Below are 25,945 nucleotides of genomic sequence, written 5' to 3'. Positions count from 1 at the left end.
AAAGCGGATATTGAGGAATATATCCATTATTATAATCATAGAAGAATTAAATTAAGCTTGGACAAAAAGAGTCCTGTTCAATATCGGGAGTATTATTTTCCAGCAGCTTAGTTTTTTTGTACAACTTTTGGGGTGCAGTTCAAAAATCCCCTAAATCGGACGTGGTCACTGTAGCTATTTTGTACATCAAAGCTTAAAACGTCCGAAACCACCACACCCAATTTATTCTATTTACCAACCCAAAAAAGGCCTGATTTTACACCCAAAAATCGGTCAGAAAAGATATTGATTTTATTGAAGTTTTTATTTGACAGTTTTTGACAAACCGCCATATAAACTAAATTCACCCCAAAAAAAACAACCAGTATAAATTCTAGATCCAAAAAATACTAAAAATGCTAGAATAAATTTAACCTATTTGATGATACAGATTTTATGGAATAACATGGCTTTTGATTATAGTGCAACACTAAACCCCAAAAAAGCACTAATATGGCGAATTGTTCATATAAATAATATCCCTTGGATTTTAGATAATGGGCTACATTGTGGTAAAAGTAATATTCGATGTGAAGATTGGGTATCAATAGGTAGTACCGAGCTCATTGATAAAAGATCATCACACCCAGTACCTGTGTTTCCTCATGGTTATTTAAATGATTATGTCCCTTTTTATTTTACGCCGTTTTCACCTATGCTATTAAATATAAAATCGGGGCGAGGAGTCAAGCAACGTAATAATGATGAAGTTGTAATTCTTGTTTCGTCATTGCATAGAATACAAGAATTACAACTTAAGTATGTTTTTACTGATATGCATGCTTATTATAAATGGGCGTCGTTTTATTCTGCTATTGAAGATTTAGACCGTATTGATTGGGAAATTTTGCAGAGCAGAGATTTTTCTCGTGATGAAGATGATACTGCTAAGTTTGAACGTTACCAAGCCGAGGCGCTGATCCATCAACACTGTCCAATTAATGCATTAGTTGGAATGATTTGTTATAATGAGCAAGCAGAAGAAGACCTTAATACTTGGTTACAGCAAAGGCAACTCAAAATCCCCGTTCATAAAAGGCCTAGGTGGTATTTCTGATGATTAAATATACAAAAGGTAACTTGCTTGAGGCAAACGTAGAGGCATTGGTCAATACCGTTAATACCGTTGGTGTAATGGGTAAAGGTATTGCTTTGATGTTTAAGGAACGTTTTCCAAAGAATATGTTTGAATATGCTAGAGCATGTAACCTAAATCAAGTTACCACGGGTAAGATGTTTGTCACTGAAACAGGTGAGCTGATAGGACCCCGTTGGATTGTTAATTTTCCCACAAAACAGCATTGGCGGTCACTATCGCAAATAGAATGGATTGAAGACGGTTTAGTCGATTTGCGTCATTTTATTGTGACTAATCATGTTAAATCAATCGCAATTCCTCCTTTAGGGGCAGGTAATGGAGGATTAGATTGGGCACAGGTAAAACTTAGAATAGAGCATGCTTTAGGTGATCTCAATAGTGTTGATATCATTGTTTATGAGCCAACTCAACAATACCAAAATGTTGCTAAGCGACAGGGTGTTAAAAAGTTAACGCCTGCTCGTGCGCTTGTCGCGGAATTGATTCGACGTTATTGGATTTTAGGTATGGAGTGTAGTTTGCTCGAAATCCAAAAATTAACTTGGTTTTTAAAGCGAGTTATCGATAAGCAAGGTCTTAAAAATGACTTTAATTTACAATTCCAAGCTCATAACTATGGGCCTTATGCCTGTAATTTAAATTATTTGTTAAATTCTTTAGATGGTAGTTATTTAAAATCAGATAAACGTATTCCTGATTGTAAAGCGTTTGATGTAATTTGGTTTAATAATGATGAGCAATTAACGGTTTCTACCTATTTAAATAGTGAAGGTAAACATTATTTATCCGCTTTGGATGAAACAACAAGGCTGATTGATGGTTTTGAGTCACCATTTGGAATGGAGTTGTTAGCCACCGTTGATTGGGTTATTTCGCAAACAAAATGTAAGCCGACACTTTGTGATGTAAAAGAGCAGATTGCTCATTGGCCTGCAGGTGAAAGATGGGCGCAAAGAAAGTTGCGTTTATTTAGCGATAAACATATCAATTATGCTTTAGAACGATTACAAGGCTTTGCTTATTGATATTTTTATTATATAAGGCTTTTTGTATTGTTAAATTTTTGTAGTGTATTTTTTGTTATACTACGATTTACAAAACGAGTTTATACCTATTTTGCCATAAAAAAACCCAGCTTTGGCTGGGTTTTTTTATTTCAATCAACTAATTAAATTTTAGTTGTAAATGTACGAGCAATAACGTCGCGTTGTTGTTCAGCAGTTAGTGAGTTAAAACGCACCGCATAACCAGAAACACGAATGGTTAATTGTGGGTATTTTTCTGGATGTTGTACGGCATCTTCTAAAGTTTCACGACGAAGAACGTTCACATTTAAATGTTGACCACCTTCAACTTTAACAGTTGGAGCAACGTCTAATGGGACTTCACGATATTCGAATTGACCTAGTTCTGCAGTTGGGATCACTTGATCTTCTTTATAAACTGATTTAGCAGCTACACAACGTGCTTCTTTTGTAGCGTTGTCTAATAACCAGAAAGAGTTAAGAAGTGCTGCATTGTCTGCTTTAGTAATTTGGATACCTGTAATCATTTTAAATCCTCCTAACGGGGCCTTATTGCCCTAAAATAATTAGGGTTAATATAGCACTTTGAAAATTTGATTAAAGTCAAAAAAAGCTATTGCTTCAATAAGCAATACCTTTAATTTTTATTTTTATTTATGATAGGTTATTATGTTAGAAAGAGCTAATTTTGCTAGTAACACATTGGCATTATTAATGAGTGGTATAAAATATGACAACACAATTAACTTGGCATAAAGTCATTGGTGAAGAAAAAGAAAAGCCTTATTTTCAACATATAATGCAATTTGTGGCATCTGAGCGCGCTAATGGTAAGATTGTGTATCCGCCCCAGCATGATGTGTTTAATGCGTTTCGTTTTACGCCATTTGACCAAATCAAAGTCGTGATTTTAGGGCAAGATCCTTATCATGGTCCTAATCAAGCCCACGGACTTTCATTTTCTGTTTTACCGGGAATTAAGCCACCACCATCGTTAATGAATATCTATAAAGAACTATCAACAGATATTGAGGGATTTATAATTCCTTCTCATGGTTATTTAGCCTCTTGGGCGACTCAAGGCGTATTATTATTAAATAATGTGCTCACTGTTGAAGCAGGGCAAGCGCATTCTCATGCCAAAATAGGTTGGGAAACTTTTACTGACCATGTGATAGCTGCAATTGATAAACATCTTGAGGGTGTGGTTTTTTTATTGTGGGGATCGCCAGCACAAAAAAAAGGGCAGTTTATTAATCGCCAAAAACACCATGTATTAACGTCAGTGCACCCATCGCCTTTGTCTGCTCATCGTGGCTTTTTTGGTTGTAAGCACTTCTCTAAAGCAAATGATATTATTATGCAGCAAGGTAAAACGCCAATTGATTGGCAACCAACGCTACCGGAAGATCATAAATGAATACGAATAAAAAACGTCGAACAAGTTTGCAAGAGATCGCCAATTTAATTGGGATTAGTAAAATGACAGTGAGTCGTTTTTTGCGCGATCCTAATTTAGTGTCTAAGCCGCTTCAATTACAAATTTCTGCTGCGATTGATAAGCTTGGTTATATTCCGAATAAAGCGCCTGATATGCTGTCTAATGCAAAAAGTAATGCAATTGGCGTTGTGTTCCCTTCTTTAACTAATCAGGTTTTTGCCGATATCTTAAAAGGTATCGAAAAGGTTACCGATGTTAGGGGTTATCAAACCATGATTACCCATACTGGCTATAATGCAGAAAAAGAAGAGTCTCGATTACGTTCACTGCTTTCTTATAATATCGATGGGCTAATTTTAACCGAAAGAATACATACCCCTGCAACATTAAAAATGATCGAAATTTCTGGTGTTCCTGTGGTTGAAATTATGGATAGCGTTTCCCCTTGTATTGATATGGCTGTTGGATTTGATAATTTTACTGCGACTAGAAATATGATCCATCGTATGATAAATAAAGGGCGTCGTAATATCGTCTATTTTAGTGCAAGACAAGATCAGCGTAGTATTATTCGTCAGCAAGGTTATGAAAAAGCAATGGAAGATGCGGGATTAAATCCACGAACGCTAGCGACTAAAGAAGCATCGTCTTATGAATTGGGTGCAAGATTTTTACATCAAACTTTAACTGATTTTCCTGATGTTGATGGTATTTTTAGTACTAATGATGACTTAGCTTTAGGGGTATTGCTTGAATGCCAAAGAATCGGGATCGAAGTGCCAAAACAAATAGCGATTGTCGGATTTCATGGACACCAAATTGGTCAATTTATGAATCCAAAATTGGCGTCTATCCATACCCCAAGAGTGGAAATGGGGCAAATTGCTGCCGAGCTGTTATTAAAACGAATTAATGGTGAAAAAGTCGATCAAAAAGTGATTGATTTGCCGGTTGAGTATTTAGACGGCGAAAGTATCTGATCAAATAATTTTAATAAAACAACTGTTAATATTAAAATCGATTTTACTTTATCCAGCTCGTTGATTTCAGGTTTTCATAAAATGAGTTCTATGTTAGAATTATCGCTCAGTGGTTATTTATACCTACTAATAGATTATAGAAATAACACTGAGGTTCCCTCCCATGAAAATAGTTGAAGTAAAACACCCTCTCGTTCGCCATAAAATTGGTTTAATGCGTGAACACGATATCAGTACCAAGGACTTTCGCGATCTTGCCAGTGAAGTTGGTAGTTTATTAACCTATGAAGCAACGGCTGATCTCCCTACCGAAAAAGTCACCATAAATGGTTGGTGTGGACCGGTTGAAGTTGAGCAAATTAAAGGTAAAAAAATTACTGTCGTGCCTATTTTGCGTGCAGGCTTAGGTATGATGGATGGTGTGCTTGAGCATATTCCAAGTGCTCGTATTAGTGTTGTCGGTTTTTACCGTAACGAAGAAACACTTGAACCAGTTCCTTATTTCCAAAAATTAACCTCTGATATTGAAGAGCGAATGGCTTTAGTTGTTGATCCAATGCTGGCAACAGGCGGTTCTATGGTTGCGACGATCGATTTGCTTAAAAAAGCAGGTTGTAAAAATATTAAAGTATTAGTTTTGGTTGCCGCACCAGAAGGCATTAAAGTGCTTGAACAAGCTCATCCTGACGTTGAACTTTATACCGCATCAATTGATGAGCGGTTGAACGAAAAAGGTTACATATTACCAGGACTTGGGGACGCTGGAGATAAAATCTTCGGCACAAAATAAAATCTCAAATTTTAGACCGGTTAATCCGGTTTTTTTATGCCTGTCAAACAGGCAAGTTATACAACAAATTTAGTTAAGTAAGAGAGGCGCGATGTGAGCAATATCACAACAGACAAAACAGAAAATATAAAATCACAGCATAAGCATTCTTGGCAGGATATTTTTACTGGCGCACAAATGTTGTTTGTCGCATTTGGAGCATTGGTATTAGTACCGTTGTTAACGGGGTTAAATCCCAATGTAGCGCTTTTTACTGCTGGAGTAGGTACTTTACTATTTCAATTAACCACTAAAGGTAAAGTGCCAGTATTTTTAGCTTCATCATTTGCGTTTATTGCTCCTATCTCATTTGGTGTTGCGCAGTGGGGGATCCCAGCTACTTTAGGTGGTTTAGTTGCCTCTGGTTTTGTATTTATGCTTTTTGCTTTTTCAGTCAAAATGAATGGTAGACATGTTATTGACCTCATTTTACCGCCGGTTGTGACCGGTCCAATTATTATGGTTATTGGTTTATCGCTTGCACCAGTTACTGTTGGGATGGCAATGGGTAAAAATAGTGGGCTACAAGCTGAAAATTATCAATTGATTCTTATTTCAATGGCTTCACTATTAACAACGCTAGTGGTGGCTATTTGGGCAAAAGGTTTTTTAAAATTATTACCAATTATTTCCGGTATTGTGGTTGGTTATGCGCTTTCTTGTGTGTTTGGTATTGTCAATTTTCAACCGGTGATTGATGCGCCATGGTTTAAAGTGCCTGATTTCACGTTTCCTGAATTTCACTGGCAAGCGATTTTGTATATGTTGCTAATTGTGATTGCTCCAACTATTGAACATGTTGGTGATATTATGGCAATTAGTACTGTTACAGGTAAAGATTATACGCGTGATCCTGGTTTACATCGCACATTACTCGGTGATGGACTAGCAACTTCGGCAGCGGGATTTTTTGGTGGACCACCTTGTATTACTTATGCCGAAGTGATTGGTGCTGTTACATTAACGCGTAATTTTAAAACTCGCGTTATGACATGGGCGGCAATTTGGGCTATTTTAATGTCTTTTATTGGTAAAATCGGTGCACTTTTAGGATCAATTCCAACTGTAGTCATGGGGGGAATTATGGTGCTATTGTTTGGTTCAATTGCATCAGTGGGCATTAATATTTTAGTTAAACACAAAGTGGATCTTTCTGTGCCTCGAAATATGTGTATTGTCTCATTAGTCTTAGTTTTTGGGATTGGTGGAATGATTTTTGATTTTGGGTCATATGCATTACAAGGTATAAGCTTGTGTGGGATTTTAGCCATTGTGTTAAATCAGATCCTACCACATCAAGGAAGCTCAACTGATATTCATTAAGTCTTTCTCTTATAATCGTTGGCGCTATTATGGCGCCAACGATAGTGATACCCACCGTGCTAATTTATTTCGGTATTTTGTATTTTTAGCCTTGCATGAATGGTTAAAAGTGAATAATTACTTACTTCTTTATTTTTATTGGACACAGTTAAGAATACCTATCTTTATTTCCTGATAATGAGCCATTTCAACCAATTTTCCCTTCGTTTAGTTATGTTGTTCTATTAGCATAATGTATATTGTTTTTTGAGTATGTAAGTAAAAACTCACAATTGATAATGGCTTTTATATATTAAGTATTAAATAAGGTGTAATTTAGATTTAAGTAATATTAATGGGTGCGCCTTTGGGGAGAATGATGCGGATCTGTTTATCTTAATTGTGGGCGAAGTGAGTGCTTAAGCATAAAACTCACTTATCAAAAATAAGTGAGTTTTAAGTAATAATTGACTTTATTTGATTGGACGCATAGTCGGGAATAAAATCACGTCACGAATAGTGTGACTATTGGTAAATAGCATCACGGTACGGTCAATCCCAATGCCCAATCCTGCTGTAGGCGGTAAGCCGTGTTCAAGTGCGGTGATATAATCTTCATCATAGAACATAGCTTCATCATCACCCGCATCTTTTTGTGTGACTTGATCAGCAAAGCGTTGAGCTTGATCTTCCGCATCATTAAGTTCTGAGAATCCATTGCCAATTTCACGACCACCAATAAAGAATTCGAATCGGTCAGTAACAAATGGATTTTCATCGTTACGGCGAGCAAGCGGTGAAACTTCTGCTGGATATTCAGTAATAAACGTTGGTTGAATTAAATTTGCTTCAGCCACTTCTTCAAAGATTTCAGTCACAACACGACCAAGTCCCCAGCCTTTTTCGATTTTGATGCCAACAGATTGGGCAATGGCACATGCTTTATCAAAATCATCTAAATCGGCATTATTGGTTTCAGGGCGATAATGGCAAATTGCTTCACGCATGGTCATTTTAATAAATGGTTTACCAAAATCGAAAGTATGCTCGCCATATTGCACAACAGCATCGCCTGTTACCGCAATTGCTAAACGACGGAATAAGGCTTCGGTTAATATAATTAGATCTTTATAATCGGCATAAGCCATGTACATTTCCATCATGGTGAATTCTGGATTGTGTCTTGGCGATACCCCTTCGTTACGGAAGTTACGGTTAATTTCAAAGACACGTTCAAAGCCACCCACCACTAAACGTTTTAAATAAAGCTCTGGCGCGATTCGTAGATACATATCTAAATCAAGCGCATTGTGATGCGTAATAAATGGTTTCGCTGATGCACCACCAGGAATGACTTGCATCATTGGGGTTTCAACTTCCATAAAGTGATTTTCAAGCATAAAGTTACGGATTTCACTAACCACTTTTGAACGCGCTTTAAACGTCTCTCTTGATTCTTGATTGGTGATAAGATCCAAGTAACGTTGACGATAGCGCATTTCTTGATCGGCAAGTCCATGAAACTTATCAGGCAATGGACGTAGCGCTTTGGTTAGTAAACGAATTTCTTCACAGTGAATAGAAAGCTCGCCTGTTTTGGTTTTAAATAGGTAACCTTTCGCACCGACAATATCACCTAAATCCCATTTTTTAAATTGTTCGTTATAAAAACCTTCAGGAAGATCATCACGGGTAACATAAAGTTGGATCTGTCCAGCAACATCTTGCAAAGAAACAAACGACGCTTTCCCCATAATACGGCGCATCATCATACGTCCTGCGACCGTTACGATAATTTTGTTTTCAATGAGTTCTTCGTTAGTTTTATCGCCATATTGTTTGTGGAGATCGTTTGAAATCGCATCACGGCGAAAATCATTAGGAAACGCAACACCTTGTTCGCGAAGATGAGCGAGCTTTTCGCGACGTACTTTTAGTTCGTTGTTTAACTCTTCAATTTGGTTTTGTTGATCTTGCTGCTCTGTTGACATAATTTTACCTTTTATTTATAGCCAAGCGGTTTATAGGCCTGCTTTTAAGCTTTCTTCAATAAATTGATCTAAATCGCCATCTAATACGGCCTGCGTATTACGCGTTTCAACACCAGTGCGTAAATCTTTAATACGTGAATCATCAAGCACGTAAGAGCGAATTTGACTGCCCCAGCCGATGTCAGATTTGTTTTCTTCCATCTGTTGTTTTTCGGCATTTTTTTTCTGCATCTCAAGCTCATACAGTTTTGCTTTTAACTGTTTCATGGCTTGATCTTTATTGCTATGTTGTGAACGGTTATTTTGACACTGTGTCACAATACCGGTTGGAATGTGGGTAATACGTACTGCAGACTCGGTTTTATTCACATGCTGCCCACCGGCACCTGATGCACGGTACACATCAATGCGAAGATCGGCTGGGTTAATGTCGATATCAATATCGTCATCAATTTCAGGATAAACAAATACTGACGAAAACGAGGTGTGGCGTCGATTACCTGAGTCAAATGGGCTTTTACGGACCAGGCGATGCACTCCAGTTTCCGTACGTAACCAACCGTAAGCATAATCACCCGATACTTTAATCGTTGCTGATTTAATACCGGCAACATCGCCATCAGAGACTTCCATCACGTCGGTTGCAAAGCCTTTTGATTCAGCCCAACGCAAATACATTCTCAGTAGCATTTCAGCCCAATCTTGTGCTTCAGTGCCTCCTGATCCAGATTGGATATCCAAATAACAGTCTGCGCTATCGTAATTGCCTGAAAACATACGCCGAAATTCAAGTCCGGCCAGTTTTTTTTCTAGTTGTTCAAGTTCGCTATTTGCTTCATCGAAAGTCTCTTGATCTTCCGCTTCGATAGCTAGTTCAAGTAAGCCTTCAACATCGTCAAGACCTTGCGTTAATGAGTTGATAGTATTAATAATTTCATCTAGTGCAACGCGCTCTTTACCTAACGCTTGCGCTTTTTCGGGATCGGCCCAAACTTCGGATTGTTCTAGTTCGGCATTAACTTCTTCTAGCCGTTCCTTTTTGACATCATAGTCAAAGATACCCCCGAATCACAGCCGTGCGTTCGGTAAGTTCTGCTATCTTTGATTTAACAGGATTAATTTCAAACATGATTTAAATTGGTTTGCTCAGTTTTATGATTTTTTTAACAAGCGTTCATTGTAGCGGATTTGGGCATAATTTAGCAATTGCCAATTGCCATTTTGACTTGAACTTGATGAATAAAGTGCTCAGCGAAAAGCAAAGATAGCGCATAAAGCGCCATCTTTTTAGTTGAAGATATTTAGTGCAAGCTGGGTTATTTTTTTGCTTCAGCGTATAGCTCAGCAACTTTATCCCAGTTAACCACATTCCAAAATGCACCGATGTAATCAACACGACGATTTTGGTATTTCAAATAATAAGCATGTTCCCAAACATCAAGCGTTAGGATAGGTGTACCAGAAACACCAGCAAATTTTTCGCCCATCAATGGTGAATCTTGGTTAGCTGTTGAAACCACTTCAAGTTTACCATTTTGTAATACTAACCAAGCCCAACCAGATCCAAAGCGAGTGGCTGCCGCTGCTGCAAATTTTTCTTTAAATGCATCAACTGAACCAAAATCTTTTTCGATGGCAGCTTTAAGTTCACCTTTTAGCTCGGTACCGACTTTTAATAATTCCCAGAAAAGGGTGTGATTAACATGACCACCTACGTTATTTTTAATGCCGGTAAGTTTATCAGCGGGCACTTTATCTAAATTTTTTAATAAATCGCTTGGGCTAAATTCTTTAATTTCAGCAGATAAAGTTTCAATGATAGCATTGGCATTGTTGACATAGGTTTGATGATGTTTATCGTGATGAAGATGCATTGTTTCAGAATCGATATAAGGTTCTAATGCATCATAAGCATAAGGTAAAGGGGGTAAAGTATAAGCCATGAAATTTGCTCCTTTCATATATTAGGTATTATTAACTACTTTATCTTATGAGTATACGGGCTATTAGAATAGCCCTCAAACTATCACTTAGATAGTTAGTGGCTATCTGTGATTAGGCTGATGATTATTTTTTCAATTAGTTTTCATTACTTGCTATAAATGGGGTATACATCATAATTGCGTGGTTTTCGCTGATGAGCTTTTCTTCGACATGGTTATCAATTAAATGTGTTTTGCGTTGCCATATTTTATTATGTCTGGTGTAGCCTCCCCACCACTGTTGTTCAATGCGATGATCGGTTTCTAGGATTTGATAATGATGAGTTAATGGGATATTAGCAAGTAATTCACCATGTAAATATTGATCATCAAGCCAAAGATTAAGCCGGTAGGTGGTATTGGTTTTATTGATTAATTGTAAATCAACATAGTTATAAGACAAGGTTGCGCCACAAGCAAAAGGAATTGTACGATTGATATCAGGGAAAACATCAAAACTATGCCGCCAACGCTCTATAATGGTGAGATCAGAATGTAACACAATCCAATAAATCAAATTACCTAATTGGCATAATCCACCACCAATATCTTTGCCTATCTGTCCATTATGCAATGATAGTCCTTCTAAAAATCCTCGTTTTTTCGATGGGCGTCCTACTTTTTGCCAGATCGAAAAACGTTGATTGGGCTTAATGATTGAACCATTAAGTTTTTCAATGGCTAATCTAAGATTAGTGATCTTATTATATTGTAAATACATATCAACATCTTTTAGTGGTCTTAATAAAACAGACTGATGTTTTTTGTGTGAATAACAACAGGTATTATTATTTATGTCGACAGTACTATAGGTATGACGATGTCGCCACCAATCAAATTTTCGTTTTAAGATAAAATACTCTTTGCCTAATTTCAGCCTTAATTTACTGCGTTTTATCGGTTTATCGACAATGATATCCTTCATAATTTTCCATTTCCTTATCTACAATATATAATCAATTATTTTTCTAAAGATGATTGATAGTGCTGGCTCAACTTATCGAGAAAAGTAAAAAGTTTTTGATTCATTGCCGTGTAATCATGCGAGCGAAGCGTTTCAGGCGTATCAACAAAGCGGTGATTGGCAGCTTGATTAAGCTCTTTTTGCGAATGGGCAATCAGCAACTCAACAACTTCAGGCGTGAACTCCATATGGCATTGAAACCCATAAACGAATTTATTATAGGCAATGATTTGCCGCGGACACCCTGCACTATAAGCTATAATTTGGGCATCTTTGGTTAAACCAGGCATATCATTGTGCCAATGACCGACTTCTAATGTATTGCCAAAATCAGCAAATAAAGGATTTGTTTTACCAAGTTGCGTTAATGTAATTGGGAATTTTCCAATTTCTTTTTCTGGGCTTTGGGCATGACTTGCGCCTAACGCCTCGCCAATTAATTGTGCACCTAGACACACGCCAATAACTATTTTGCCTGCATTTATCATTGATAAGATCACAGTTTGTTCTGCTATGGAATCAAAATGGGCACACTCTTGTTTGGTTGTTGATGGCGATTGTGGACCACCCATAACAATAAGAAAGTCGATATCATCAATGCCATTAGGAAGTGGTTCACCAAGATAAACGCGAGAATAGGTTATGGTGTGATGATGCATCCTAGCCCATTGTTCATAGGCTCCAGGTGCTTCGAAAGCTTCATGGATAATAAAATGGATATGCATTAATAAAGGTTCCTTGCCTATAAATATTATCACCAAAAATCATGGTTCAATGACATTATATATATCTAAAGATAAATTTATTATTGAATTATTATGAATAATTTTTTCGCAAATACAATATAGACTTTTGATATCAACAGGATAAAAATTTGGAAAAAGAAAAGAAGCTTGGTATAGGAGGTAATTTATCTCAGATGGGTTTGGGATTTAGAAGTTGGCTCCTCCAACAGGACTTGAACCTGTGACATACGGATTAACAGTCCGCCGTTCTACCGACTGAACTATGGAGGAACCGAAATGTAGCGCGCATATTATAGATTTTATGGCGCTATGTCAATAGTTAAATGCTTTTTTGTATGAACTTGCCTCCTTTATAATCATTCAAGTGTTAGGATTGTCTTGAATAAATGTTTTTGTCTAAGTAATTGTTGTGGATGCGAACCGAGCTCTTGTTGTGGTATGCTCTGTTTTAGATCGCGATAATAATCAAGCCAATAAGGCAAAATTTGATTTGTTGTTATATCCTTAAAATTCATTGGATATAATGCGAAATAATCACTACCTTGTTTAGTTTTAAAGGCATAAGTAATTAGTTCACTACAATAAAACCCATCCGTATTTTGATGAAAGCTATGATTGTAAGGTGAACCTAAGCAATGTTTAGCTCGCTTTAATGCATTTTGAATAACAGTTAAATCATGGATTCTACCAATGATGTTACGTCTAGCAGCACTAACAAAGTTAGCCAAAGATTGTTCAATTACGCCATATTTTTGTGTCGCTTCAATGACGCTATTATTGCCAATATATAAACCAACATGATTGATATTTTTTGTTATCTCATCCATGTTAGGCACTGCGCCAGAACGGTTTATAGCGTCACTAAAATCATTATCTTCGTTAAGGCTTTGGAAGATGATATCGCCACTTTGAATATTATTGATTTTTAGCACGATAACGCCATAGAGAAAACATTACACAACTTGCAATAATAAATTTAAGTGCATCAATACCAACAAATGGAAAATAACCCACTTTTAACGCATCAATAAGCGTAATATGCAAATAACCCATTAAATAGACAACACCAAATACAAATAACAATTGATGTGCACAGGCAAATGCAATTAAGCCTAAAATAAAGTGACGATCATATCCCTTTTCTGCTGCAAAACCAGCTAAATAAGCACTAAATACATAGCCATATAAGTAACCGGAAGAAGGTGACGCTAGTGCCATAATCCCACCACTACCATTAGCAAATAGCGGTAATCCCATCGCGCCTAAAAAAAGGTATTGAATTATTGCTAATGCACCTAATTTACGACCTAAAAAAGCACCAATTAGTAATACTGCCAATGATTGTAATGTAAATGGAACAGGATATGTCGGAATACTAATATTAGCAGCTAATCCTAAAAGTAATGCTGCACTAGTGGTGGCCAGTAATTTACGTTGCCAAGAAGATAAATTAACCAGTGTCGTGATAAATGTTGGATAATACGAAGTAAGTTGTTGTTTCATTATTTTCTACCTTTGATACATAAATAGTAGAACTATAATAACGCAACGCATTTTATTGTAAACTATTTTTTATATAAAAAGTTTACAATAAGGTTAAATTGTTGCTATCGCACTCTAAGATAAAGAGCGTGATAGCAAAAAATAAGGTTTTGCTTAAACTAAGTAAGGATTGCTGATTCGTTCATGACCAAAACTTGACATTGGGCCGTGTCCTGGCACAAAAATAAAGTCATCACCAAGAGGTAATAATTTGTTAGTGATTGATGAAATTAAATCGGTATGATTGCCTCGAGGAAAATCAGTTCGCCCTATACTGCCTTTAAATAATACATCGCCGACAAAAGCTAGTTTATCCAAATGATTAATAAAAACAATATGTCCTGGAGTATGACCAGGGCAAAAAAGGACATCAAGGGTGATGTTACCTACTTGAATTTGGTCGCCTTCTTTTAACCAACGATCAGGTAAAAAGCTGTCAGTATGGGGAAAACCAAATTGTATGCATTGCTGTGGCAAACTTGTTAGCAAAAATTCATCTTCTTGGCTTGGTCCAATAATCTTTACATCATAATATTGAGCTAATGTGGTTGCCGCACCAACATGATCTAGATGTCCATGGGTTAATAAAATCTGTTTAATATTTACACCTAGTTTTTCAACGGCTTTTTTCAGTAGTTCTGGTTCACCACCAGGATCAATAAATGCGCCTTCCATGGTTTGATCACACCAAATAATGCTACAGTTTTCTTGGAAAGCAGTAACAGGAACGATTTGATATTGAAACATATACTTATCTCCTTATTTCTTGGCGATGGGTGATTAGATTTTTGCCGTCTTCATTTTTTAGTTGCGCAAAAATAATGCTTGATAGCACTGTAACCACACCGAGTATAACAAATGTTAATTGAAACGCGTGAATAGTACTAGCAGAGTTGCTAATTAATCGCAGTAAAACTGCACCAAATCCTGTACCAAAACTGATTGCAAGCTGTTGATTAACTGCCATTAAACTATTGCCACTACTCGTATTTTCCTTTTCTAAGTTTGCTAAGGTTATGCTATTCATCGCGGTATATTGCATAGAATTGATACCACCAATACAAAATAGCAATAAACTGATTAATATAAGTGGTGTTGATAAATTTAACAAGGACATTAAAACAATCATCACGCCCGCTAAAATGGTATTAGCAACGAGCACAAAACGATAACCTAAACGAGCTAAAATACGTGGAATAACAATTCGAGTACAAATTGAAGCAATAGCCATTGGCATTAGCATCACACCAGCAAAAATAGCCGAGTAGCCAAAACCGACCTGTAACAACAAGGGAATTAGAAAGGGTACGCCAGATATACCTAATCGGCAAATTAAATTGCCAATAATGCCAATTTTGAATGTATGGATCTTAAAAAGTGATAGGGGAAATAAGGGTGTTGGTTTCTTTTTGGCATACCCATAATAGATAAGTAAAAAAACGAGGCTGATTACGGCGAGTAGTAATGGAAAATAATATGTCTGATTTTGGTTTAAAACCTCTACACTTAAAGTGGCACTAATAAAGGCAATAACAATAAATATAAAGCCAAACAGATCAAATGGCATGTGTTCACCCTTTAAATTAGGCATATATTTCCAACTAATTATCACACCTAAAATACCAATGGGTAAATTAATAAAAAACACCCAATGCCAACTCACCACATCAACCAAATATCCCCCTAATACTGGTCCCAAAACAGGTCCAATTAAACCCGGAATGGTGGCTGTATTTAAGGCGGCTAAAAAATCACTACGCTTAAAAGATTTAATTAATACTAAACGTGATATCGGTACCATCATTGAGCCACCAATACCTTGAATAACACGTGAGATATCTAAAAAAATTAATGAATTGGATAAGGCACAAAGCAATGAGCCAAGCGTGAATAGTGAAACTGCCATCACAAAAATATTTCTGGTGCCAAATTTATCCGATAAAAAACCACTGACTGGAATAAATAATGCCAAGGTTAAAGCATAACTTATTACTGCCGATTGCATATTTAAGGGTGATTCATTAAGATCTTTAGCCATTGTGGGAAGCGCAGTGTTTAATATCGAGGTATCAAGCGATTGCATGAAAAATGCAAATGCCGCAATCCATGGTAATATTCGATAAACAAAGGGTGGTAACTGTAATTCGCTATTCATTTTAATTTTGCCTAAAATTAATTTAAATGCTGGGTGAGCGGTTGGCTATAAGTACTGAAAATTAAGCTCTCTTACTAATTATTTTATTAAGAAAGAGAGCAGATGAATGCCATTTTACAATATTATTTATTAATTATTGGCTTTTTTCTTATTCTTAACAGATTTATCTTGCCAATAGCCAGCTAGTAATGAACCGGAGATATTGTGCCAAACCGAAAATACTGCCGCGGGCAGCGCAGATAAGGCCGAAAAGTAGGTAGTACCTAAGGTAGCGGCAAGAGCGGAATTTTGCATTCCCACTTCAAGTGACATGGTTCGGCAAGTTGATTCATCAAAACCAAATAAACGCCCCCCCCAGTAACCGCCAAGTAAACCTAATGCATTGTGAATCACAACTGCAAAAATAACGGTGCCCCCCACTTGACCAATTTGCGTATGGCTACCTGCTACGACAATGCACAGAATTAATAAGATACAGAGCATTGATAAAAGTGGTAAAAATTGTTCACATTTTTTGACGATAGGATATAAAAAATGGTGAACAATTAAACCTAATATAATCGGTATTAAAACGATCTGTACAATATGCAAAAGCATGTCCCAAACAGGGACTTCAACAGTTGTTCCTACTAATAATAATGTGAGTAGAGGTGTTACAACCACGCCTACTAGTGTTGACACTGATGAAATTGTCACCGATAACGCAACATCGCCTTTAGCTAGATAAATCATCACATTGGAAGCCGTACCGCTGGCAACGCTACCGACTAACACCATTCCAACTAATAATTCTGGTCTCATTGTAAACAGTTTGGCTAAGATTAAAGCAGTTAGTGGCATTACAATATAATGTAGTAAAGTGCAAATTATCACTGCTTTAGGCTTGGTTACCACACGTTTAAAGTCATCAATACTTAATGTAACTCCCATGGTAAACATTACAAACATAAGTAAATGTGCGGTGTGGGGGCGTATAGGAATAAAGGTATAAGGAAAGAAATAGGCAACACCGGCGCACAGTATTGCCCACAAAGGAAATAATCGGGTAAGAGAGATAATAGATCGAATCAATAGCTGATTAAATTGTCTGGTCATATAAACCTGCTATGGGTTTAATAAAATAATTCTAGAATAATGATAGGGTTATTTTATTTGTTTTGTGTGATTTTCATTCTATTTATTCTACTAAATAGCGTCAAGGTATTTATTAAAATCGTGCTGCGTATGTGTTCTGCTGATTCATTGCGTAATTGGGTTAATATTTTAAAGACTTCGGCGATATATTCAGGGCGATTTATTTGACCTTGACGGCCACTTAATGGCATATCGGGAGCATCCGTTTCGAGCACAAGGCTCTCGAGCGGTAATTGAGCAATCGTATTGCGCGTTTTATTCGCTCGTTCATAACTTATTACGCCACCTACACCAATATAATAGCCCAGCTTAACAAATTGCATAGCTTGCTGATAGCTACCTGAAAATCCATGTATTATACCGCGACAAGGTAAGTTGGCGCGGTGTAATTCGTGGTACATAATATCGTGTGCTTTGCGTGAATGAATCAAAACAGGTAAATCAAACTGTTTAGCAAGCGCTAATTGTGACCTAAAAAATGATAACTGCTGTTGCCAATCAATACTTAAATCATAGCGATCGAGCCCAATCTCACCAATGGCAATTAATTTTTTAGGTTTGGCTTTAACAATATTGGTTAACAGATCTAAATCAGCTATGGTATGTTTATAAATAGGATGCAACCCCAAAGCTGCATAGATTTCGTTATAATTATCAGCAAGTTGTAACACAGTATCAAAAGAATTAGCGCTAACTGCGGGTATGATTAACCCAACAATATCCGCTTGGCGAATCTTATCTATTGAATCCGCAAGATGATCAGTAAAAGGCGGAAAATCAAAATGACAGTGTGTATCAATAAACATAATTCCCCCCTTATTTTACGGTTGCTTGATGTAATAAAATTGGCAGTAAAAATCGTTGGGCAGCAAAAATAATTTGTTCAATTAATTCATCCGTTAATTCAGGATAAAGTCTAGCGTAGTAGCTATCACATTCAGCTGATTGGTATAATCCACCTTGCCAAGTATTTAACAGTTGATTAATCGCTTTTTCACTTGCGATAATCTCACCTGTTTTTTTGTTATAGGCTGCCATTAACCAATTCCATGCGCATTGCACAGGTAGTAATAAAGGTTGATTGATACCTTGTACATAGCCTTCAACTAACGTGGTTAAAATTGTCATAGCCTCATTACTTGGAAAGTGTAAAAAACGCCATTCGTTTTCTTCTCTGCCATAGATACGGCTTTGACTTTCCACTTTATCTGGATTTAAGATGCAATAAACCAAATGATCGATCCACAACGAAATACCATCTCGAATCGAAAGTTTTGCAGGGCGCCATGTTAAAATACCATCATCTTGAATATGGGTTAACCAACCTTGTAATTGGTAATATTGTTGATTCAGTGAAATGGTTAAGTTCACTTCTTGCGTTGTTATCTCTAGGCGTTCTTGGCAGATTTTATTGGCTAATGATTGCATTGTTTTAGTTTGTTCATGATAAATAATCTGGCCAAATGCGCCGTCTGGTAAGTCACCAGTTAGCGCTAAGTGGCGATAAAAATCATCGGGTTGTTGCGATTCTTTAGTGATAAGTTGATTTAAAATCTGCAAGTTCAATTGATAACGCTGTAAGCTATCAAGATTAAAGTTTTCCGCATCGGGTAATGTATCATCAAGATAGTTAATATAAAAATTAAAACGTTTTTGTAAAAACAGCCTAATTGAGTGCTGGTAAAATCGTTTTAGTTCGTCAAGATTGATATTATCGACGCTAATAGTGGCTATTTCACTAATAAATTCTTGATTTTTTCCTTGTTGTAATGCAGCGGGTAACCATTCATCAGCATAACTTTTGGGATCTTGCAAAAAGTTTTGGGGGTTAAATGGTGTTCGTGTATGGTTTACACGTAAAAAATCCAAGTTATTTGTCAAGCTATCAACTGGATTAGCAGGCTTGTTATAATATTGTGCAATATACTCCCAAAGTTCATCAACTAGTATTGATGGATAACGCTCACTATCATCTTTCATATCTCGCCCAATATAGCTAATATATAGTTGGTTTTGCGCTGATAAAATAGCTTCTAAAAATAGATAGCGGTCATCATTACGACGGCTGCGATCGCCTCGTCTTGGGTGATGTGCAATAAGATCAAAGTCAAGTGGAAGCGATGTTCTCGGATAATCGCCGTCATTCATACCCAGCAAACAGACCACTTTAAATGGAATGGAGCGCATTGGCATCATGGTACAAAAGTTTATTTTGCCAACTAAAAAACGATGTGCTAGATGATTTTGCTCTAAGCGCGATTGCATCGCATCATGCAAAATTGTGATAGAAATATTATCAGGATAATTAGCAGCTAAACCACTATTAATTAATTTTTGCCATTCTTCTTCGATCATTAATAAAATTGATTCACGTTGTGGGTTGTTGACAAAAAAATCGTTAATCAGTTCAAGACAGCAACTTTGCCATTCAATTAGTGGTTTTTCTTCACTTAAGGTTGTAAACCATTTACTTACAATTTTAATAAACTCAGCTAATTGGCCGATTAATTCGGCATCTAAGCCTGTCGCGCCATCATACGGCAAGATCTGTTGCCAACCACCTTGTTCACTACTCATGGTATAGCCTAGTAATAACCGTTCAAGTCCAAATAACCAGCTATGCGCACTTTCAAGACCAAAACGAATGCCCGATTCAATAATCCAAGTACGTAATAAAGTTAACTGGGATTCACTAATTGCAAATTTTTCTGAAATAGCTGGGATCTCTAATAAATTAAACAGTTCTTCAGCAGTAAATCGACTTTGTGGAAAATTTAATATAGTGAAAAAACCTTGCACTATTGGATCAATGTTACGCGCTTTTTGATCAGAAATCGTAAAAGGCAAATAGCGCTTTTCATAAGCATTGCCAAAAACAGCACGAATATAAGGAACATATTTATCAATATCCGACACCATTACAATGCAATCACGTAATTCTAATGTAGGATCAGCATCAAAAACAGATAAAAGATAATCATATAACACTTCAACTTCACGTTGTTCGCTATGGCAAGCATGAAAAGATACAGATTTATCTGCGAGTTGAACGTGTTGTTGAGCCTCTACCATTGGATAAAGATCAAGGATATCTTGTTGAATCGCATGTAATAAACAATCTCGGTTTTGATCGGCAAACACATCAATATCTTGCTTATTATTGAACTCCTGTAATAAAAACAGATTATCACGCCCAAGCTTTCCCCACGAAGTTAAAAGTGGATTGGGACTTTTTTCAGGGGTATTGAAGATATCTGATAACTGCTTTTCAACAATATCGCCCCAATACCATTTACACGGATTATTAAACATCAAATGGACATCAATATGTTGTCCAAGTGCTGAAAGTAGTGAAAGATAAATTGGTGGTAGCGAGGTAATACCGAAAATAAAAATACGGCTAGGTAACGAATCTAAACGTGAACGATCAAAGTTATTATCTAACAAAATTTCAAGCATTTGTTGATAAATATTAGCGCGATGATAAGGTTGACTGATCGATATTAGCTTTCGCCATAACTCAGCTTGCCATTTTTCATCGGAATGATGATTTAATTCACTAACCGTCTGATTGGCTTCCCATTTGGCTAACCAATCGGGGCGATAAACTAAATATTGGTCAAATAAATGGGCAATTCGTGTTGCAAGTTGATACTGCTTTCTATCTTGCTTATCAATATCAAGATAATGTTTAAGTGCGCTAAACTCAGGCTGTTGAATAACTTGGGGCAACAAATAATACAAACGCCAACTCATTGATTCAACGTTATAACTATTTTCAATTGGCGCCTCGGGTAACAAGGTTTGATAAAGTTGCCAAATAAACTGCGTTGGAAAAAGAAAATCAACATTAGCCACAATACCAAGCTCATCCGCTAACGCAATTTGCAACCATTGTGCCATACCTTGGCTTTGCACCATGACTATATCAGGTGTAAACACATCCTCTAATGGTTGCCTGCGCATCAATTCACTTACAATAGACTTAAGTAGATCGACTTGGTTTGAATGATAAATGGTAAACATAACAAAACTCATTATTGAATAAGAGTGAGTTAAGATTATCGCTGATCGTTACTCATAAATCTAGTTGCTATTATAGTATCAATTTTATAATAAAAAGAGTAATTAGCGGTTATGTGACTTGCTTTTTTTATTCTAATTTTATGAGCTGATGTAATGAATATGAATAAAAAAATAGCCTTCACCAATTTGGGTAAAGATCTTATGGTCAGCTCCCAACGTGATAAAAATCTATTAAAGATAAATTAAAACGGTAAGTTAAATGTGATAACAAAACTTATTCGAGTGGAGTGCTAGATATCGAAACCTAGCGTTTACCTTTATTTAAAAATTAAATGATCCAACAAACCTCGGAGGTTATGAAGTGTCAGCATGCGAATAATGAGTGATTTTATGAGTTAAAAAACCATTAAAATCAACGTTATATCTAGCATGCTATAAATTTATAATGCCAATTCAGCAATATCTTAAAATTGTTTAAAATTTATCCCAATATGGATACTTAAATTTAACTAAATCCATAATCAAAGATTAATAAATTATAAAAATATATTATTTGACTAATGTAAAAAATAATTATTTATTGTTTTTAGGCGTGTCAACATCAGATGCTGAATTGTTATTTTCGCTCTCAACAGGTGGAGTTACTGCAAAAGGTTTGAGCGATTTAGCCTGGAAAGCTAGAGCTACAGGGCAGAAGTTATCGGAAAAGGAACTAGAAACGATAAAACGTCAGGTTGATCGTGAAAGTAAATTAACAGTAGATCCGCATACAGGAAATAAAGCAGGAGAATACCTTGAGGACTTTAAACCATCTTCCACACCGGCAGAATTAGTTCAACAACAGGCCGGTAAAGGTACTCAGGTAACGATCAATACTGAACATATTTTAAATGGTGAGATAAAAACTTATGCAAATGGTACCAAGGTTGGTACAGGAGGGCATTATTTAAAAGATCCGAATATTAGAGTAGATACATGGACAGGTGCTGCAGATGCTAATGGTGTCACAAAAGGTTATATATCAGTTAGAGATCCTGCAACTGGTAAATGGTATAAAAAAACAAGCTGAAACAACCTTCTTCCCTGAGCATTGGTCTAAGCGCCAAACAGAAATGGAAATTAAAAGTGCTTTTGAAAACTCGAAACCACATCAAAAATACAAAAACATGTGGCAGGGAATGTCTTCAAGTGGAATAAAAATGGAAGGTTATTATAAAAAACCAAATGGAACCGGAGCAACAGCATGGCCAATTTATAAAGGTAAAAGATAAATGAAGAGTAAAAAAATATTCTTATCTTGGTTAAATGAATATAAAGAATTTTGCCCGACAGGATTGTTATTTGATGAAAATATCAGATATGCGCCTAAACAAGGATATGGAGTTTGTGAAATTGCTGCTTGGTTAGGTAACGATATTCAATATTCAATAAACTCAGTCAATATCTGGATTAACAATCTGACAGATTTAGAACATAGCCGAGCACCAGATGGCATGTTTGGCATTGGTAATGCTCACTGGGTATTGATTACTGGGGATTTTGTTTTTATTGGTACTGAATATGTTGAAGAGCAACAAGTTATCATGACCAGAGAGCAGCTTTTATATGTGTTAGAGCAATATAAAACTTTTTTAGAAGGGGATTATAAAGATCCTAATAATCCGCCCGAACCTATTGATGTTGAGTTTATTGCTGAAGGTCAAGAAGCAATTGATATCTATAATGGATTGCCAAACTCTCATCTGGTTCCTTACGCATGTTAACAAAACCCAGATCCCCAGAACGGGGATCTTTGATTACTTTCTAGAGCTGTAGTAGTTCAAACTCAATAAAAGATTGAATAATGGTGAAGAATTTAGTACTGAAATGGTGATGAAAGTTCAATAAATGGAAAACTCAATATTGGATCGAGAGAGCAAAAACATATAGGTAAAAATTATGAATGAAATAACAAAAAATGTACTAATTGAATTCATCAATAAAAATGAAAATATAGTTAATTTCGGTACTCCAGAAGATGCGGTTGATGAATCATGGATTTTAAAAGCTGAAAAATATTTAGGTTTTCCTTTAACTAATTCTTATAAATGGTTTTTACGTGAATACCGTGGTGGTGAAATATGTGGAGAGGAAATATACAGCATTTACGGATTAGATTTTGAATCGGTTAATGGTGGGGATATTGTTTATCATCATATCATTGATATGAAAAATAACATTATAAAAAACACACAACTTGTTGTTAGCCAAACAGATTTTGGTGATGTGTATTATTTTGATTATACTAAATTTGATAATGGGGAATGTCCAATATACATTATGTTCTCATCTGCTGAATGTAAGTTTTATGCTACTAATTTTTATGAATTTTTATATAAAAGAATTAAAGATTATTTATAAATTATAGTTTTTTAAACTGGTAAATCAATCTCCACAATCAACTTGCCCTGTTCAATCTTAATGATAACAGGGTTGCCCACTAATGGTCAGTTGTGGTCTGGGGCTTTGTCTGTGGTTTATTTTTAGCTAAGAATGTGTTTTAGCTATAGTTAACTCCTTGATAGTTAGTAGAGGTTAGAAGTGGTAGCAGGTTGCCGGCTGTTACTGCTGTGTTACTTGTTGTTTTATCTGTAGTAGCTCAAATTTAACCCAATAAATATAGCGTATAAAAAATTGGATTTTTTACTTTTAATTTTGGGGTGCAGTTCAAGCCACTTTAAAATTTTAAATTATTAATGACTAACCTAAAAATAAAAAAGGTTACTAGATATTTTAGTAACCTTTATTATTTTGATAAGATACTAAAAAGCAAACTATTGACCCATGCGGCGAGTCAATTCGATAACACGAATTTTTGCCAACGCTTTTGATAGTTCTGCAGAAGCTTGAGCAAATGACATATCATCGCTTGGGTGATTAATATGTTCTTGCGCTTGTCTTACTGCTTCTTGTGCTCTTGCTTCATCTAGATCTTCGCCACGGATAGCGGTATCCGCTAAGATGGTTACGATGTTAGGTTGTACTTCTAATATGCCACCAGATAGGTAGATAAACTCTTCTTTACCATCCGCTTTCACAATGCCAACCATACCGGGTTTTATGGTTGTCAGTAAAGGGGTGTGCCCAGGATAAATTCCAAGTTCACCTTCTTTACCCGTGATTCTGATTCGCTGAACATCACCTGAAAACAAGTGAGATTCAGCACTAACAACTTCTAATTGATAGGAAGTTAGTGCCATAATACGATCTCCATTAAATACGATCTTCGCTCAATGAATCTCTTAGAGAGATTTTGCCTTCTCAATCGCTTCATCGATTGAACCAACCATATAGAATGCTTGTTCAGGGATGTGGTCATAATCACCGTTCATGATTCCTTTAAATGCACTGATCGTGTCTTTCAAAGGTACATATTTTCCTGGTGAACCAGTAAATACTTCTGCAACAAAGAATGGTTGAGATAAGAAGCGTTGAATTTTACGAGCACGAGCAACGATCAATTTATCATCTTCTGATAACTCATCCATACCAAGAATGGCAATAATATCTTTCAACTCTTGATAACGTTGTAGAATTGATTGAACGCCACGGGCACAATCATAGTGCTCTTGACCAACAACTAAAGGATCTAATTGACGGCTGGTGGAATCTAATGGATCTACGGCCGGATAGATACCTAAAGAAGCAATTTGTCGACTTAATACGATTGTTGCATCTAAGTGAGCAAAGGTTGTTGCTGGTGATGGGTCAGTTAAGTCATCTGCTGGTACGTATACGGCTTGGATTGACGTTATCGAACCTGTTTTAGTAGATGTGATACGTTCTTGTAGTAAGCCCATTTCTTCGGCTAGTGTTGGTTGATAACCTACCGCCGATGGCATACGACCTAATAGTGCAGATACTTCAGTACCGGCTAAGGTATAACGGTAAATATTATCAATAAATAATAAAACGTCTTTACCTTCATCACGGAATTTTTCAGCCATGGTTAAACCCGTTAACGCAACACGTAAACGGTTTCCAGGTGGCTCATTCATCTGACCATAAACTAACGATACTTTATCAAGTACGTTTGATTCTTTCATTTCGTGGTAAAAGTCATTACCTTCACGAGTACGTTCACCCACACCAGTAAACACAGAGTAGCCTGAGTGTTCGATAGCGATATTACGGATTAACTCCATCATATTAACGGTTTTACCGACACCCGCACCACCGAATAGACCCACTTTACCACCTTTAGCAAATGGACAAATTAAGTCGATAACTTTAATACCTGTTTCAAGCAATTCAGTTGAGTTTGCGAGCTCTTCATAGGTTGGCGCTGCACGGTGAATCGCCCAACGCTCTTCTTCACCAATTGGACCTGCTTTATCAACAGGATCGCCGAGCACGTTCATAATACGACCCAGTGTTTTAGTTCCCACTGGTACTTCGATACCGTGACCTGTATTTACAACTTTAAGTCCGCGTCTTAAGCCATCAGATGATCCCATTGCGATACAACAAACAACGCCACCACCTAATTGTTGCTGAACTTCCAGAACTAATTTTTCAGTGCCAGTTTCCACTTCTAATGCATCATATACCTTTGGTACTGCATCTTCTGGGAATTCGACATCAACCACCGCACCGATGATCTGGACAATCTTTCCAGTAGCCATTTTTAATCCTCTACGTCTTTTTCTTA

Annotated in this window: 26 protein-coding genes and 1 tRNA gene; 11 read left to right on the top strand and 16 right to left on the bottom strand. The window is 36.5% G+C overall.

Features of this window, described 5'->3' with window-relative positions; translation table 11 throughout:
* The 3 genes from ACYIAJ_RS05530 to darG all read left to right on the top strand — a co-directional run.
* Positions 1–111 (top strand): IS3 family transposase (locus ACYIAJ_RS05530; protein WP_483564297.1); only part of this gene is annotated, 111 nt, incomplete at its 5' end.
* Positions 112–445: 334 nt separating this feature from the next.
* Positions 446–1,096 carry a type II toxin-antitoxin system toxin DNA ADP-ribosyl transferase DarT gene (gene darT / locus ACYIAJ_RS05525; RefSeq protein WP_160402356.1) on the top strand — a complete coding sequence of 217 codons (651 nt, stop codon included), beginning with the start codon at positions 446–448 and terminating at the stop codon, positions 1,094–1,096.
* Positions 1,096–2,163 carry a type II toxin-antitoxin system antitoxin DNA ADP-ribosyl glycohydrolase DarG gene (gene darG / locus ACYIAJ_RS05520; RefSeq protein ID WP_483564429.1) on the top strand — a complete coding sequence of 356 codons (1,068 nt, stop codon included), beginning with the start codon at positions 1,096–1,098 and terminating at the stop codon, positions 2,161–2,163. The genes darT and darG overlap by 1 nt, the downstream gene beginning before the upstream one ends.
* 143 nt (positions 2,164–2,306) lie before the next feature.
* Here the strand turns inward: darG and grcA are convergent, their stop codons facing one another.
* Positions 2,307–2,690, bottom strand: coding sequence for an autonomous glycyl radical cofactor GrcA (grcA, locus tag ACYIAJ_RS05515; protein ID WP_483559810.1), 384 nt, complete (start codon positions 2,688–2,690; stop codon positions 2,307–2,309).
* Positions 2,691–2,893: 203 nt separating this feature from the next.
* Here grcA and ung point away from each other — a divergent pair, with 203 nt between their 5' ends.
* The 4 genes from ung (at position 2,894) to ACYIAJ_RS05495 (ending at position 6,736) form a co-directional block, all read left to right on the top strand.
* Positions 2,894–3,583, top strand: coding sequence for a uracil-DNA glycosylase (gene ung / locus ACYIAJ_RS05510; RefSeq protein ID WP_483564428.1), 690 nt, complete (start codon positions 2,894–2,896; stop codon positions 3,581–3,583).
* Complete coding sequence (gene gntR, locus ACYIAJ_RS05505; RefSeq protein ID WP_483559808.1) at positions 3,580–4,584, top strand: gluconate operon transcriptional repressor GntR; 1,005 nt, start codon at positions 3,580–3,582, stop codon at positions 4,582–4,584. The genes ung and gntR overlap by 4 nt, the downstream gene beginning before the upstream one ends.
* A gap of 163 nt (positions 4,585–4,747) precedes the next feature.
* Complete coding sequence (upp, locus tag ACYIAJ_RS05500; RefSeq protein WP_091350428.1) at positions 4,748–5,374, top strand: uracil phosphoribosyltransferase; 627 nt, start codon at positions 4,748–4,750, stop codon at positions 5,372–5,374.
* A gap of 126 nt (positions 5,375–5,500) precedes the next feature.
* Positions 5,501–6,736: a uracil-xanthine permease family protein gene (locus tag ACYIAJ_RS05495; RefSeq protein ID WP_483559823.1), complete on the top strand. Its 1,236-nt coding sequence runs from the start codon at positions 5,501–5,503 to the stop codon at positions 6,734–6,736.
* 452 nt (positions 6,737–7,188) lie between these two features.
* On the opposite strand, the gene lysS is transcribed toward ACYIAJ_RS05495, so the two are convergent.
* From lysS to recC, 13 genes are all read right to left on the bottom strand, one after another.
* The gene (lysS, locus tag ACYIAJ_RS05490) at positions 7,189–8,706 is read right to left on the bottom strand and encodes a lysine--tRNA ligase (RefSeq protein WP_483559806.1); all 1,518 of its coding nucleotides are present in this window, start codon (positions 8,704–8,706) and stop codon (positions 7,189–7,191) included.
* Between the two features lie 30 nt (positions 8,707–8,736).
* Positions 8,737–9,835 (bottom strand): peptide chain release factor 2 gene (prfB, locus tag ACYIAJ_RS05485; RefSeq protein ID WP_483564427.1). Its coding sequence is split into 2 segments (ribosomal slippage): positions 8,737–9,759 and positions 9,761–9,835, totalling 1,098 coding nucleotides; the frame shifts between segments, so codons are not numbered across the junction.
* A gap of 187 nt (positions 9,836–10,022) precedes the next feature.
* Positions 10,023–10,649 carry a Fe-Mn family superoxide dismutase gene (locus ACYIAJ_RS05480; RefSeq protein ID WP_091350432.1) on the bottom strand — a complete coding sequence of 209 codons (627 nt, stop codon included), beginning with the start codon at positions 10,647–10,649 and terminating at the stop codon, positions 10,023–10,025.
* A gap of 136 nt (positions 10,650–10,785) precedes the next feature.
* A complete protein-coding gene (locus ACYIAJ_RS05475; RefSeq protein ID WP_483559803.1) occupies positions 10,786–11,613 on the bottom strand; it encodes a VanW family protein in 828 nt (275 codons plus the stop codon).
* Positions 11,614–11,648: 35 nt separating this feature from the next.
* The gene (locus ACYIAJ_RS05470; protein ID WP_483559802.1) at positions 11,649–12,377 is read right to left on the bottom strand and encodes a type 1 glutamine amidotransferase; all 729 of its coding nucleotides are present in this window, start codon (positions 12,375–12,377) and stop codon (positions 11,649–11,651) included.
* Between the two features lie 215 nt (positions 12,378–12,592).
* A tRNA-Asn gene (locus tag ACYIAJ_RS05465) sits at positions 12,593–12,668 on the bottom strand.
* A gap of 86 nt (positions 12,669–12,754) precedes the next feature.
* On the bottom strand, positions 12,755–13,330 hold the full coding sequence (locus ACYIAJ_RS05460) for a YiiX/YebB-like N1pC/P60 family cysteine hydrolase (protein ID WP_483559800.1): 576 nt from the start codon (positions 13,328–13,330) through the stop codon (positions 12,755–12,757).
* The gene (locus ACYIAJ_RS05455; protein WP_483559799.1) at positions 13,314–13,901 is read right to left on the bottom strand and encodes a biotin transporter BioY; all 588 of its coding nucleotides are present in this window, start codon (positions 13,899–13,901) and stop codon (positions 13,314–13,316) included. The genes ACYIAJ_RS05460 and ACYIAJ_RS05455 overlap by 17 nt, the downstream gene beginning before the upstream one ends.
* Positions 13,902–14,054: 153 nt before the next feature.
* Positions 14,055–14,687, bottom strand: coding sequence for an MBL fold metallo-hydrolase (locus tag ACYIAJ_RS05450; RefSeq protein WP_483559798.1), 633 nt, complete (start codon positions 14,685–14,687; stop codon positions 14,055–14,057).
* A gap of 4 nt (positions 14,688–14,691) precedes the next feature.
* The gene (locus ACYIAJ_RS05445) at positions 14,692–16,095 is read right to left on the bottom strand and encodes a DHA2 family efflux MFS transporter permease subunit (RefSeq protein ID WP_483559797.1); all 1,404 of its coding nucleotides are present in this window, start codon (positions 16,093–16,095) and stop codon (positions 14,692–14,694) included.
* 129 nt (positions 16,096–16,224) lie between these two features.
* Positions 16,225–17,190: a ketopantoate/pantoate/pantothenate transporter PanS gene (panS, locus tag ACYIAJ_RS05440; protein WP_091350450.1), complete on the bottom strand. Its 966-nt coding sequence runs from the start codon at positions 17,188–17,190 to the stop codon at positions 16,225–16,227.
* A gap of 53 nt (positions 17,191–17,243) precedes the next feature.
* Positions 17,244–18,035: a TatD family hydrolase gene (locus tag ACYIAJ_RS05435; protein WP_483559796.1), complete on the bottom strand. Its 792-nt coding sequence runs from the start codon at positions 18,033–18,035 to the stop codon at positions 17,244–17,246.
* 10 nt (positions 18,036–18,045) lie between these two features.
* Complete coding sequence (gene recC / locus ACYIAJ_RS05430; protein ID WP_483559794.1) at positions 18,046–21,255, bottom strand: exodeoxyribonuclease V subunit gamma; 3,210 nt, start codon at positions 21,253–21,255, stop codon at positions 18,046–18,048.
* Between the two features lie 553 nt (positions 21,256–21,808).
* Here recC and ACYIAJ_RS05425 point away from each other — a divergent pair.
* From ACYIAJ_RS05425 to ACYIAJ_RS05410, 4 genes are all read left to right on the top strand, one after another.
* Complete coding sequence (locus ACYIAJ_RS05425) at positions 21,809–22,324, top strand: hypothetical protein (RefSeq protein WP_483559792.1); 516 nt, start codon at positions 21,809–21,811, stop codon at positions 22,322–22,324.
* On the top strand, positions 22,248–22,526 hold the full coding sequence (locus ACYIAJ_RS05420) for an EndoU domain-containing protein (protein WP_483559791.1): 279 nt from the start codon (positions 22,248–22,250) through the stop codon (positions 22,524–22,526). Before ACYIAJ_RS05425 ends, ACYIAJ_RS05420 begins: the two co-directional genes overlap by 77 nt.
* The gene (locus ACYIAJ_RS05415) at positions 22,527–23,018 is read left to right on the top strand and encodes a hypothetical protein (protein WP_483559789.1); all 492 of its coding nucleotides are present in this window, start codon (positions 22,527–22,529) and stop codon (positions 23,016–23,018) included.
* A 175-nt stretch (positions 23,019–23,193) separates the two neighbouring features.
* Complete coding sequence (locus ACYIAJ_RS05410; RefSeq protein WP_483559787.1) at positions 23,194–23,655, top strand: SMI1/KNR4 family protein; 462 nt, start codon at positions 23,194–23,196, stop codon at positions 23,653–23,655.
* A gap of 413 nt (positions 23,656–24,068) precedes the next feature.
* On the opposite strand, the gene ACYIAJ_RS05405 is transcribed toward ACYIAJ_RS05410, so the two are convergent.
* Entirely contained in the window at positions 24,069–24,494 is a 426-nt protein-coding gene (locus tag ACYIAJ_RS05405) for a F0F1 ATP synthase subunit epsilon (protein WP_091350461.1), read from the bottom strand.
* 42 nt (positions 24,495–24,536) lie between these two features.
* Positions 24,537–25,919 (bottom strand): F0F1 ATP synthase subunit beta, encoded by a 1,383-nt coding sequence (atpD, locus tag ACYIAJ_RS05400; RefSeq protein ID WP_065635973.1) that lies wholly within the window; start codon positions 25,917–25,919, stop codon positions 24,537–24,539.
* Positions 25,920–25,945 lie beyond the last annotated feature (26 nt).

The organism is Gilliamella sp. X-46, from assembly GCF_057063525.1.
This window is presented reverse-complemented; position numbering and strand designations above follow the sequence as displayed.